At 66.5% G+C, this 12065-nt stretch carries 10 protein-coding genes; 2 read left to right on the forward strand and 8 right to left on the reverse strand.

Annotation, left to right across the window (positions count from 1 at the left end; all coding sequences use genetic code 11):
* Positions 1-9: 9 nt before the first annotated feature.
* From ilvC to hisF, 5 genes are all read right to left on the reverse strand, one after another.
* Positions 10-1041, reverse strand: coding sequence for a ketol-acid reductoisomerase (gene ilvC / locus RM25_RS06300; protein ID WP_013161223.1), 1032 nt, complete (start codon positions 1039-1041; stop codon positions 10-12).
* A 44-nt stretch (positions 1042-1085) separates the two neighbouring features.
* Positions 1086-1613, reverse strand: a complete 528-nt coding sequence (gene ilvN / locus RM25_RS06305; protein WP_036940889.1) for an acetolactate synthase small subunit — start codon at positions 1611-1613, stop codon at positions 1086-1088.
* A complete protein-coding gene (locus tag RM25_RS06310) occupies positions 1610-3370 on the reverse strand; it encodes an acetolactate synthase large subunit (RefSeq protein WP_013161225.1) in 1761 nt (586 codons plus the stop codon). The genes ilvN and RM25_RS06310 overlap by 4 nt, the downstream gene beginning before the upstream one ends.
* A gap of 298 nt (positions 3371-3668) precedes the next feature.
* Positions 3669-4871 (reverse strand): glycosyltransferase 87 family protein, encoded by a 1203-nt coding sequence (locus RM25_RS06315; RefSeq protein WP_144406048.1) that lies wholly within the window; start codon positions 4869-4871, stop codon positions 3669-3671.
* Positions 4872-4878: 7 nt separating this feature from the next.
* Positions 4879-5643 carry an imidazole glycerol phosphate synthase subunit HisF gene (gene hisF / locus RM25_RS06320; RefSeq protein ID WP_013161227.1) on the reverse strand — a complete coding sequence of 255 codons (765 nt, stop codon included), beginning with the start codon at positions 5641-5643 and terminating at the stop codon, positions 4879-4881.
* Positions 5644-5727: 84 nt separating this feature from the next.
* Between hisF and RM25_RS06325 the strand changes: the two genes are divergently transcribed.
* Complete coding sequence (locus tag RM25_RS06325; protein WP_013161228.1) at positions 5728-6744, forward strand: aldo/keto reductase family protein; 1017 nt, start codon at positions 5728-5730, stop codon at positions 6742-6744.
* A gap of 69 nt (positions 6745-6813) precedes the next feature.
* Here the strand turns inward: RM25_RS06325 and RM25_RS06330 are convergent, their stop codons facing one another.
* Entirely contained in the window at positions 6814-7143 is a 330-nt protein-coding gene (locus tag RM25_RS06330; protein ID WP_013161229.1) for a putative quinol monooxygenase, read from the reverse strand.
* A gap of 59 nt (positions 7144-7202) precedes the next feature.
* On the reverse strand, positions 7203-10004 hold the full coding sequence (locus RM25_RS06335) for a DEAD/DEAH box helicase (protein WP_373561310.1): 2802 nt from the start codon (positions 10002-10004) through the stop codon (positions 7203-7205).
* Positions 10005-10139: 135 nt separating this feature from the next.
* Between RM25_RS06335 and RM25_RS06340 the strand changes: the two genes are divergently transcribed.
* The gene (locus tag RM25_RS06340) at positions 10140-10997 is read left to right on the forward strand and encodes an HAD family hydrolase (RefSeq protein ID WP_044636199.1); all 858 of its coding nucleotides are present in this window, start codon (positions 10140-10142) and stop codon (positions 10995-10997) included.
* 40 nt (positions 10998-11037) lie between these two features.
* Here RM25_RS06340 and RM25_RS06345 read toward each other — a convergent pair whose 3' ends face one another.
* A complete protein-coding gene (locus RM25_RS06345) occupies positions 11038-12051 on the reverse strand; it encodes a diacylglycerol/lipid kinase family protein (protein ID WP_048769387.1) in 1014 nt (337 codons plus the stop codon).
* Positions 12052-12065 lie beyond the last annotated feature (14 nt).

The following is a 12065-nucleotide window of genomic DNA, read 5'->3' on the forward strand; positions in this document are numbered from 1 at the left end:
ATCAATCACTCAACGAGCAACGGAACCCTCGTGGTAATCGGCGTCCTTGACCTCGTCGCCCCAGGAGAACAGCGCACGGATCTTGCGGCCGGTGGCCTCGATCGGGTGCTTCTCACCCTCGGCGCGCAACTTCTTGAACTCGGGAGCACCAGCAGCCTGGTCCTCCATGAAGCGGCGGGCGAAGGTGCCGTCCTGGATATCGGAGAGCACGGCCTTCATGTTCTGCTTGACGTGCTCGTCGATCACGCGCGGACCCGACACATAGTCGCCGTACTCGGCGGTGTCGGAAATCGACCAACGCTGCTTGGAGATGCCGCCTTCGTAAATCAGGTCGACAATCATCTTCATCTCGTGACAGACCTCGAAGTAGGCCATCTCGGGCTGGTAGCCAGCCTCGGTCAGCACCTCAAAGCCAGTGGTGATCAGCCGCGACAGGCCGCCACACAGGACGTCCTGCTCGCCGAACAGGTCAGTCTCGGTCTCCTCACGGAAGCTGGTCTTGATGGCGCCGGCGCGCAGGCCACCCAGGGCCTTCGCGTACGACAGCACCAGCGGCCATGCCTCGCCGGAGGCGTCCTGCTCGACGCACACCAGCACCGGCACGCCACGGCCGGCCTCGAACTCACGACGCACGACGTGCCCCGGGCCCTTGGGCGCAACCATGATGACGTCATGACCGGCCGCGGGCTTGATGTAATCGAAGTGGATGTTGAATCCGTGGGCGAACAGCAGCGCCGCACCCGGCTTCAGATTCGGCTCGATGACCTCGTTGTACAGGGCTGCCTGCACCTGATCGGGAGCAAGAATGGTGACCAGGTCACCCTCCTTCACCGCGTCCGCAACGGACTTGACGGTGAGACCGGCTTCCTCGGCCTTGGCAATTGACGCGGAACCCTCGCGAAGGCCGACAACGACGTTCACGCCGCTGTCGCGCAGGTTCAACGCATGGGCGTGTCCCTGGGAGCCGTAGCCGATGACGGCAACCGTCTTCGACTGGATGGGCGCCAGGTCAGCGTCTTCCTCGTGGAACATTTCTGCCATTACTAACTCCTGATTTTGTTTGTTTTGACCGGGACTGCTTGCACTCAGGATGAATGCTTGGCCAGCGCCGGACGCTTCTTCTCATTGATGCTCTTGGAACCACGGTCCAAGGCCACCTGGCCGGATTGCACCAGCTCGATGATCCCGTAGGGGGTGAGCATCGTGGTGAGGGCAGCGATCTTCGACTGCCCCCCGGTAACCTCCACGGTCACCGACTCCGGACTCACATCAACGACGTGGGCACGGAACAAATTAGCGAGATCGATGATGGCGGGGCGGTTGTGATCGGTGCAGCGCACCTTCACCATCAACATCTCATGGTTGACGGCATCATCGCCGAGTTCCACGATCTTGTAGACCTCGATGAGCTTGTTGAGCTGCTTGACCACCTGCTCGGCCACCCGCTCATCGGCCATGTCCATGACGATGGTCATCCTGGACACGTCGGGATGCTCGGTGGTTCCCACGGCGAGTGACTCGATATTGAATCCACGACGCGAAATCAGGCCGGCCACCCTGGCCAGCACCCCGGAATGGTTGCTCACCAGCACGCTCAGTGTGTGTCTGCTCACAGCTCCTCCTCGTCCCATTCGGGAGCCATGTCCCGGGCAATCTTGATCTCGTCGTTGCTGACGCCGGCGGCGACCATCGGCCACACCATCGCGTCCTTCTCACACACGAACTCCATCACCACCGGGCGATCGTTGACCTCGGAGGCCTTCTTGAGCACCTCGGTGACCTCGTCGGGTGTCGTGGCACGCAGGCCCACGGCGCCCATGGCCTCGGCCAGCATGGGGAAGTTCGGCAATTGATCGGAGTGGAGGTCGGTATTCGAGTAGCGGTGCTCGTAGAACAAGGACTGCCACTGGCGCACCATGCCAAGGGTGTTGTTGTTGATGATTGCGATCTTGATCGGGATGTGGTTCACCGCACAAGTGGTGAGCTCCTGGTTGGTCATCTGGAAGCTCCCATCGCCGTCGATACCGACCACGACCTTGTCGGGACGACCGACCTTGGCCCCCATGGCTGCGGGAACGCAGTAACCCATCGTCCCGGCGCCTCCGGAGGAGAGCCACTTGCCGGGCTTCTCGAACGGCAGGAAATGTGCCGCCCACATCTGGTGTTGGCCAACGCCGGTCACGAAGATGGTGTCATCCCCGAAGTGCTCGCCGATCCGCTTGATCACGTGCTGGGGACTGAGCTTGCCCGTGGTCGGCTCCTCCCACCCCACCGGGTAGCGGTGTTCCAGCCCGGTCACATAGTCGGTCCAGGTTGAGCGATCGACCTGCTTGGTCTCCTTCAGGTGCGAGGTGAGCTCCGCGAGCACCTTGCGTGCGTCACCCACGATCGGCACGGCCGCCGGAACGTTCTTCCCGATCTCCGCCGGATCGATGTCGGCATGGATCACGGTGGCATGGGGCGCGAAGCTCGAGACCAGGCCGGTGACCCGATCATCGAACCGCGTACCGATCGCGATGAGCACATCGGCACGTTGGATGGCTCCCACGGCGGCGACTGTGCCATGCATGCCGGGCATGCCCAGGTTGAGGTCGCTCTCCTCCGGGAAGACCCCCCGCGCCGGAAGGGTTGTGGTCACCGGGATCCCCGTGACCTTCACGAACTCGGCCAACTCGTGGGCGGCCCGGGCGCGCACCACCCCACCGCCGACCAACAACAGGGGGCGTTCGGCCTTCGCGATCACCTTGGCGGCCTGGGCCAGCTGGCGGGCATGGGGGTTGGTCGTGGGCTTGTATCCGGGCAGCACAATCTTGTCGGGCCACACGAACTTCGCCAATGCCGTCATGGCGTCCTTCGAGACGTCCACCAGGACCGGACCCGGCCGTCCGGTGGACGCGATGTGGAAGGCGGTCTTGATCGCCGCGGGAATGTCGGCCGCCTTGGTGATGAGGAAGTTGTGCTTGGTGATCGGCGTCGTGATGCCGCGGATGTCAGCTTCCTGGAAGGCATCAGTGCCGATGAAGGCAGAATTGACCTGGCCGGTGATAGCCACCATCGGCACGGAGTCCAAGTAGGCATCCCCGATGGGGGTCACCAGGTTGGTCGCGCCCGGTCCCGAGGTGGCGATGCACACGCCCACCTTTCCGGTGGCCAGCGCATAGCCCTCGGCGGCGTGGCCGCCGGCCTGCTCGTGACGTACTAGGACATGGCGAATGGGGGAATCGAAGAGCGGATCATAGAGCGGCAGCACGGCTCCTCCGGGAAGCCCGAATACCGTGTCAACACCCACCTTCTGCAGCGACTCGAGCAGAATCTGGGCACCAGTCATCATGCCTGAACCCTGTTGCGAGGTTCGCTCCTGGTCCGCCATGGGCATCCTCCTTCGTATGGAATCGGAAGCATCTTCCGATCCGGCTCCCCTTGCCCGGAACCAGCGAGTGCGCTGGTTCCGCCATGGCCGGTTCACAGGACCTTCCACTTCCCCGCTTCGTTGGTGCGACCAACGTCGCTGCCAAAGAAAAACCCTCGCTGCCTTACGGCATACGAGGGAGCGCTCCGTCCTACTTCAACGAAGCGCTAGGCAAGTACAAGAATTCGTCCTGCGAGCACGTAATGAACTATGGCAGTACCTCGCGGCCCGTTCTGACAAGAGGGCCCATAGTCTCACATCATGAGACGCGTGGTCTCGCCATTCGAAGCATCCCGCCGCATTCGATCGTCATGAGGAGCACCAGGATGCCCGCCCCCACGGCGCTGCCCCAACCCCACATCGTGGTGATCCACGCAAGCTTGCCCTGCACCAGGTCAATGGGCAGCAGGCATGTCCAGGCCGCCCATGCGAGGGTCGCGACGCGCCACGGCAGGCGTGGGGACGACAGGGCGACGAGCCCCGCCAGCAGGGCCGGTAGTCCCGCCAGGGCCCAATGGCCCGGCATCCCGATACTCAGGGCGAGGCAGACCGCAACCACTCCCAGCGAAAACCTCTCGTGTCGCCAGGCCCACGCAGCCACGCCCAACGCCAGCAGGAGCAGGGCAGCCCCGATCACCCAGCCGGCCCCACCTGCGCGGGCTCCCAGACTGGGATCGATCACCGGCCAGCCACCCAATCGGCCACCGAACAGCATCACCCAGAAGTCGGTCCCGTTCCATGGGGCGACCAGGAAGGCACAGCCACTGAGCAACACGACCACGGCCAGCGTGATCAGCCCCCGGCGCCGCATGGGTGCCGATGATGTCCCGGGTCCTCCCGCGACGGCCGCAAGCGCCGCCGTGATCGGACCGATGCCGACGGCCGCTGCCAACCCCAACGCCAGGCCGGGGACCGGGGTGGACGGGCGGCGCGGCCACAGTCCAGCCACCATCAGCGCCAGCAGGACCAGGTCGATCGTGCCCAGCTGCATGCCGGATCGCACCGGAGCACACCCGAGCGCCAGGGCTGCCGCGCCGGCTGCGACGGCCGGACCCCCGGCCCGCGGCCAACAGCGACGGACGATCCAGCACAGGGCCATCGCGCCCGCTGCGAGGAACGCCAGCTGCCAGAAGAACCAGCTGCCCACGGTGATCGGGGCACCGAGCACCAATCCGGTCACGGACAGGGGGAAGGTCCCCGGTGCGCCGGCCTCGGTGATCCGGTAGACCGAATCGAGTGCCACCAGGCGGTGCTCGCCGAACCAGATGGCCCGCGCATACGGCATCACCGGGGCCCACGTCCCCCGGGCGGGGCCGGCGTGGAGACCCGTCAGGAGCAGCGAGACCGCAAGGGCCGGGCCGGCCGCCGCGCCCCACCAGACGACGGCCCGCAGGCCGCGCAGCCACCTCCTGGACGCCGGCGCGCCGGCGGGCGCAGCCGATGACCGGCCAGACAGCGCCACGTCGGGATCAGAGCCGAACCGGGAAACCGGCCTGGTCCAGTGCCTGCTTCACCTGGTTCACCGTGAGCTGCCCATAGTGGAAGACGCTGGCGGCGAGCACGGCATCGGCGCCAGCACGTACCGCTTCCACGAAGTGTTCGGCCCGACCCGCCCCACCCGAGGCGATCAGCGGAACGTCAATCACATTGCGCACCGCTTCGGTCATTTGGAGGTCGAATCCGTCCTCGGTGCCGTCGGCGTCCATGGAATTCAGGAGGACCTCACCGCAGCCCCGTTCGACGGCTTCGCGCACCCACTCCAGGGCATCCATTCCCGCCGATCGGGTGCCCCCGTGCGTGGTGACGCCGTAGCCGGACGGCATACCGACCTCACGGCGGGCATCGAGGCTGAGGACGAGCACCTGGTTGCCGAAGCGCGTGGTGATCTCGTTGATCGATTCAGGCCTGGCGATCGCGCCGGTATTGATCCCGACCTTGTCAGCGCCGCAGCGCAGGAGCGCGTCGACGTCGTCAGGCTGGCGCACTCCCCCACCAACCGTCAGTGGGATGAAGACGGTCTCCGCGCAGCGGGTCACCATGTCGCGGGTGGTCTCGCGTCCCTCGGTGCTGGCCGAGATGTCGAGGAAAGTGAGTTCGTCGGCGCCCTGCACCCCATATGCCGCGGCCAGCTCGACCGGGTCGCCGGCATCGCGCAGGTGGGTGAAGTTCACGCCCTTGACCACCCGGCCGTCCTTGACGTCGAGGCATGGGATGACTCGGATCGCGACGCTCATGGCTAAACCCTAGCTTGCCGCGCTTGAATGGTTCCTGACAGTCCCACCGGCTGGTGGTGGCGAAGTCTGAGGAAGGGCGACAACATGGAATTTCGTTATCTGGGAAACTCCGGGCTGAAAATCAGCGAGATCACCTACGGCAACTGGCTCACCCACGGCGACCAAATCGACGACAAGGTGGCCATCGACTGCGTGCATGCCGCGCTCGACGCCGGAATCACCACTTTCGATACCGCCGACGTCTATGCCAATGGCAAGGCCGAGACCGTCCTGGGTGAGGCCTTGGCGGGGACCAGGCGTCAGTCCCTGGAGATCTTCACCAAGGTCTACTGGCCCACCGGACCCAAGGGACCCAACGATGTCGGCCTGTCGCGCAAGCACATCATGGAGTCGATCGATGCCTCACTGGGGCGCCTTCGCACCGACTACGTGGACCTGTACCAGGCGCACCGCTTTGACTATGAGACCCCGCTCGAGGAGACGATGTTGGCCTTCGCCGACGTGGTGCGGGCCGGCAAGGCGCTCTACATCGGGGTGAGTGAGTGGACCGCTGAGCAGATTGAGGCCGGTTCGCGCCTGGCCCGGGAGCTGCACATCCCCCTGGTGAGCAACCAGCCGCACTACAACATGTTGTGGCGAGTGATTGAGCCGCGCGTCGTGCCGGTGTCCCGCACCCTGGGCCTGTCCCAGATCGTGTGGTCGCCGATGGAGCAGGGCCTGCTCACGGGCAAGTACCTGCCCGGCAAGCCGGTTCCCCCCAACAGTCGCGCGGCATCAAAGGTCGGTGCCGGGTTGGACAACCTCATCGAGCACGACCAGAAGACGGTCGAGCGCGTTCAGGGGCTGCGTCCGATCGCCGATGAACTCGGCATCACGATGGCCCAGCTGGCCATCGCCTGGGTGCTGCAGAACGACAATGTCGCGGCTGCGCTGGTGGGCGCATCGCGTCCCGAGCAGGTGACGAGCAATGTCGGGGCGAGCGGCGTGAAGATTCCGCCAGAGCTCATGTCGCGCATCGATGAGGTGCTGGGCGACTCGGTCCAGCGCGACCCCGAGCTGACCGTCACGACGAACCCACGCACTCGCCCCGGGTCCAACTGACCCACCACGGATCGGCCCCACGCCCACCCGCCGCGAGGAGCCGCGGGCCGGTGAATGCCCGGTGGACGCCTACTGCCCCGGCATGTTGATCTCTGCCAGCGGTGCCCAGCCATCCTGATCGGTCTCAAGGCTGATGACGCTGGGACGGGTGGCCGCGTACTGGCCCTGCGTCGCCATGGCCTTCTTGAAGTGGTCGGACTCCACGTGCACCTTGCCGGCTGCACCATCCTTGTAGGCCTCGAGCAGGATGTACTGGTTGGGGTCGTCAACCGAACGTGACCACTCGAACCACAGGCAGCCCGGCTCGGCGCGACATGCCCGGGTGAACTCATCGACCAAGTCCATGAACTTGTCGGCGTACTCGGGCTTGACATCCCATTTCACGGTAATTGCGATCATGACTCCATCATGGCGCGCTCCCCGCGCATGGGCACGCATCACCACCACGGGAGATGGACCTATTCGGGCTCGGCGGTCTCGAAGTCGACGATGTCGCGGCGCAGCAGGCCGATGACCGCCCGGCAGGTCCTGGCGAGGCCCGGTGAACCGAGCTCCGCCAATCCTGGGGCAGCACTGATCTGGCTCGCCAGATCGACCACCTGCCTGGTCCACCGGACGAAGTCGCCCGCCGTCAGCCCGAACTCACCGAGGATGTCGGCCAATGAAGCCCCTGAGGCCCATTGTGCCGCCGCGTCGGCAAAGCCGATATCAAGATCGCGCTGACGTTCCACGCGATGGTCGCGCTCGACCAGTCCGACCTCGCGCCACACCGAGCGGAGGGCTCGTTCGGCACGGGCGCTGGTGTCGTCGGGCATGCGGTGTCCGCCGGTGTCGGTGGCGCGAGCCTCGTAGACCATGGTGGACAGGACGGCCGCCAGCTGCGGTCCGTTGAGCTCGGCAAAGACCTTCTCCCTGATCGCCTGGGCGACCACGAGGTCGAGCTCACTGTAGATGCGCGTGAGCATTGTCCCCGCCGGGGTCACCTCGTCGGGGTGACTTGGGTCGAGATAGCCCAGGGCGTCCAGCACGGCACAGATCCGGTCGAACTGGGCCGCAATGGAATTGCGTCGATCTGCTGCACGGCGCTGGGTGACGTTGTTCTCGCGTTCCAGGCGCAGCGCCCGCTCCGCGGCGCGGGCATGGTCCTCGCGGTGGGGGCAGTCATGGCAGGGATGCGCCCGCAGCCGGGCGCGCAATTCGGAGATCTGGTGGCTGAGCTCGGCATCAAGGGGCGCCCGGGAGCGGCCGGCCTCGACGGACAGCCCCTCGATGCGGGCGTCCAGTGCTCGCGAGAGCGCCTTGCGCGCCGCCGCGGAGTGCCGGTCGAAACGCTTGGGGACCCGCACCTTGGCGGCCGTCACCGGGGCCGACTTGAATTGTTCGGGAGCGATGCGCACGATCTGGTGGTCCTCACCCATCACCAACGGATGCGGTTCGGGCTTCCCGGGCCGGGCGGGCTCGATGACCACGAGCCAGCCGGAGCGCTTGCCGGCGTCCAGGTGGATCACATCCCCGGGTTCCAGCCGACTCAGGCCATCCAGCACTGCAGCGCGCTGGTCCTGCTTGCGCAGGCGCGCCTGCTCGCGTTCCAGCTCGCGCACCTCATCGCGCAGCCGTGCGTAGCTGGCGAAATCTCCCCGGGAACAGTGTGCCTGCTGCCAGGCGTCGGCGATCTGACCGGCCACGGCCACCCCTTGCCGCGCGGCCGCCACCACCTTGCGGTCCGCCTGGAACTGGGCAAAGCTCTGCTCCAGCAGTGATCGAGCCCGATCACGGCCGGCACTGCGCACCAGGTTGACGGCCATGTTGTAGTTGGGTGCGAAGCTCGAACGCAACGGATAGGTGCGCTTGGAGGCCAGCCCCGCGACCGCCCTGGGGTCCATGCCGGTTTGCCACAGCACCACCGCATGTCCCTCGGTGTCGATGCCGCGCCGCCCTGCGCGCCCGGTCAGCTGGGTGTATTCGCCCGGCGTGATGTCGGCATGGGTCTCCCCGTTGTACTTCACCAACCGTTCCAGCACCACGGTGCGGGCCGGCATGTTGATACCGAGCGCGAGCGTCTCCGTGGCGAAGACCACCTTGAGCCAGCCGCGGGTGAATCCCTCTTCGACGATCGCCTTGAACACGGGCAGCAGGCCGGCATGATGGGCCGCGATGCCCCGTGACAGCGCCTCGACGAAGTCATTCCAGCCCAGGGCGGCCCGATCCGTCTCCGACAGGCTGGCGCCCTCACGCTGGGCGAGTTCGCGGAGCTGTGCGCGCTCGGTGCGGTCGGTCAGGCGCACCCCGGAACGCAACAACTGGCGCACCGCGGCATCGCAGCCCTGGCGGGAGAAGACGAAGTAGATGGCGGGGACCAGGCCCGCCTTCTGCAGTGCGGTCACCACCATGGCCCGACTCGGGGTCAGCCCGTGGGACTGGTGGCGGCGGTCTCCCACCCGTGAACTCGAGGCTCCGCCGAACTGGCCGGACCCGTAGGTGACGCGTCGCTTGCCACGGCCATTGCGCCCCCTGGGGCGGCGCGAGTCATCGCGTGTGGTGCGCGATTCCTGGCGCGCCAGCGCCGTGAGCTTGGGATTCACCGAGCGCCCGTCGCTGCCGAACAGGTCGTAGATCTCATGGTCGGCCATCACGTGCTGGTAGAGCGGCACCGGCCGCTTCTCCCAGACCACGATGTCGACATTCCCGCGGACGGTGTCGAGCCAGTCGCCGAACTCCTCGGCATTGCTGACGGTGGCCGACAGCGCCACGACCTGCACCGATTCGGCCAGGCCGAGGATCACTTCCTCCCAGACGGCGCCCCGGAAGCGGTCCGACAGATAGTGCACCTCGTCGAGCACCACATAGCTCAGCGTCTCCAGATCGGGAGACACTGCGTACAGCATGTTGCGCAGTACCTCGGTGGTCATCACCACGATGGGTGCGTCACCATTGATCGTGACATCGCCGGTCAGCAGCCCCACATTGTCGGCGCCGTGGGCCGCCACGAGGTCGTGGTACTTCTGGTTGCTCAGCGCCTTGATGGGCGTGGTGTAGAAGCACCGGCTGTGCTCGCGCACCGCCAGGAAGCATGCATATTCCCCGATCACGGTCTTGCCCGAACCGGTCGGAGCGGCCACCAACACGCCGTGGCCCGCATCAATGCTCCCGCACGCCTGCACCTGGAAGGAGTCAAAGGAAAAGTCGTAGTGGCCGGCGAAGTCACGCAGATTCTCGCTCGGTGTCGCTTTGGCGGTCGACTCCGCATCGGCAGTATTCACACCTCCAGCCTAGTGAGGCCCTCCGCATGCGCCCCGAACAGCCGTCCAGCCCACGATGGGACACCGCGGACCGTCACCATCGCGGGCAGCCGGCTCCCCCTCTCCCGCCACGCCCTGCCATGGCAGACTGGCGGCGTGACCTCCCCCCTTGCCCCCACCCCGACGGGGCGTCTGCGCGGGCGCCCCGGGATCTCGCTGGTGCTGTGCGACCTTGACGGCACCCTGCTCGATCCCGAATCGATGGTCTCGTCACGCACCCTTTCGACAATTGATGCCCTGCGCCGCCGCGGAGTCCACTTCGGCACGGCCAGCGGACGTGACCTGCGGTCTCTGGAGGCCCTGTTCGACCTGTGGGGCCTGACCGGGCTCGTCGACGTCGCGGTGGGCATGAATGGCGCCGACGTGGCAGACCTGCGCACCGGCCAGGTGGAGCGTGACTACCTGGTGCGCCCCGAGGTCTTCCGCGACATCATGGCGGTCTACGCCGACCTGCCGGTGAACTTCGCGGTGGTCGTCGACGGAACCTATGTGGCGGCGCATGACGATGGATTGCTCGATGCGCTGGCCGAGTCCGGACGCGTACGGACCGCCGTGGATCCCGGGCTCGTCGCCACGCTCGACCAGCCGCGCACCAAGCTGCATGTCATGTGCCACGCAGGGGACATGGCCCGTGTCGAACGCCGGGCGCAGCTCACCGATGCGACGCGCGCCACGGGGGTCAGGACCGCCGACACCTTGTTCGAGTTCCAGTATCCCGGGATCAACAAGGCCGTCGGCATGCGCCGGGCCGCAGCGATGCTGGGCCTGGAGGCAGGTCGAGTCATGGCTTTCGGGGACGCCGAGAATGACGTCGAGATGCTCCACGAGGCCGCCGTGGGAGTCGCCATGGGCAATGCCCGCCCGGCCGTCCGACAGGTGGCGGACCACGGCACCGCCACCAATGCCGACGATGGGGTCGCGGTCTTCCTGATGGACTGGTTCGGCCTGGACTAGGACGTCCGGGCGCCATGGCGCCGCCAGAGGGTCTCCCCCGCTACTCGGGCGTGGTCATGTGCGGCAGGGGCCGGTTGACGAAGACGTCGAGGCTGGCGGGCACCACGTCCAGGTCAATCGGCACATCGCCGATCTCCTCGCCATCGGCCAGCGCGAACAACCCGTCACCATCAACGTGGATGGAGGTGCAACGCAGGGTCTCCACCTGTTCGAGGCGCACGAAGGTGCCGTTGTACAGGTTCGGGAATTCGCGCATGAGGGTGCCCACGCCCACCGGATGCACGATGGTCACGTCCAACTCCCCATCGGTGGGGTCGGCGGCCGGACACACATTGATCCCACCCCCGAAGTAGCCGCAATTGCCGACCGCGACCAACAGGGCCTCCACGTCCCGTCGGACACCGTGGTCGATGCCCAACACGTAATGGAGCGGCTTGAAGTGCATCGCCTCCTGGAACACCGCCGCGGCGTAACTCAGCTTGCCCAGGTTGACCACCGAGCGGTTGACCCGACGATTGACCCTGGCGTCGTAGCCGGTGGACACCACCGAGCCCACCCAGTAGGGCGGCCGGTCCGGATCGGCCGACGACGTGGCGCGCATGAGGTCGATCCGTTTCGTGAAGCCGTCCACGATCGCATCAATCACCCGCGCCGGCCGGGCGGGGGAACCGACGCCGCGCCGGAAATCGTCACCGGTACCGGCGGGGAACACGGCCAACGGGATGCCGGAGCCGGCACAGGCGTTGATGCCGATGGAGGCGGTGCCATCGCCGCCCAGGGTCGCCAGCACATCGGGGCGCTGCCCGGCGCTGGCCCGGGCGGCATGCGCGACAACCCCGGCCGCGAACTGGCGTGCCTGGTGCGCACTGGTGGAAACCTCGACGTCGACCCATGTGTGGGGCAACCTGCGACGAAGTTGCAGTGCAATGCCGGGCGCCATGATGTGGGCCATGCCGTGGCCGGCCGAGGGGCTCACGAGCAGTGTGACCCGGGCAGGGTCGGCGGGGCCGTGGAGCCCCTCATCGGACCTGGCTTCGCCGAATACGGAAGTCATTGGTGCTCCTCAGC

Origin of the sequence: Propionibacterium freudenreichii subsp. freudenreichii (assembly GCF_000940845.1) — a bacterium.
In the GTDB taxonomy this organism is placed as follows: Bacteria; Actinomycetota; Actinomycetes; order Propionibacteriales; family Propionibacteriaceae; genus Propionibacterium; species Propionibacterium freudenreichii.

Bases quoted from the DNA above. Each gene is read 5' to 3' on its own strand.
- ilvC (WP_013161223.1), bottom strand. From the start codon at position 1,041: ATGGCAGAAATGTTCCACGAGGAAGACGCTGACCTGGCGCCCATCCAG.
- RM25_RS06310 (WP_013161225.1), bottom strand. From the start codon at position 3,370: ATGGCGGACCAGGAGCGAACCTCGCAACAGGGTTCAGGCATGATGACT.
- hisF (WP_013161227.1), bottom strand. From the start codon at position 5,643: ATGAGCGTCGCGATCCGAGTCATCCCATGCCTCGACGTCAAGGACGGC.
- RM25_RS06325 (WP_013161228.1), top strand. From the start codon at position 5,728: ATGGAATTTCGTTATCTGGGAAACTCCGGGCTGAAAATCAGCGAGATC.
- RM25_RS06330 (WP_013161229.1), bottom strand. From the start codon at position 7,143: ATGATCGCAATTACCGTGAAATGGGATGTCAAGCCCGAGTACGCCGAC.
- RM25_RS06345 (WP_048769387.1), bottom strand. From the start codon at position 12,051: ATGACTTCCGTATTCGGCGAAGCCAGGTCCGATGAGGGGCTCCACGGC.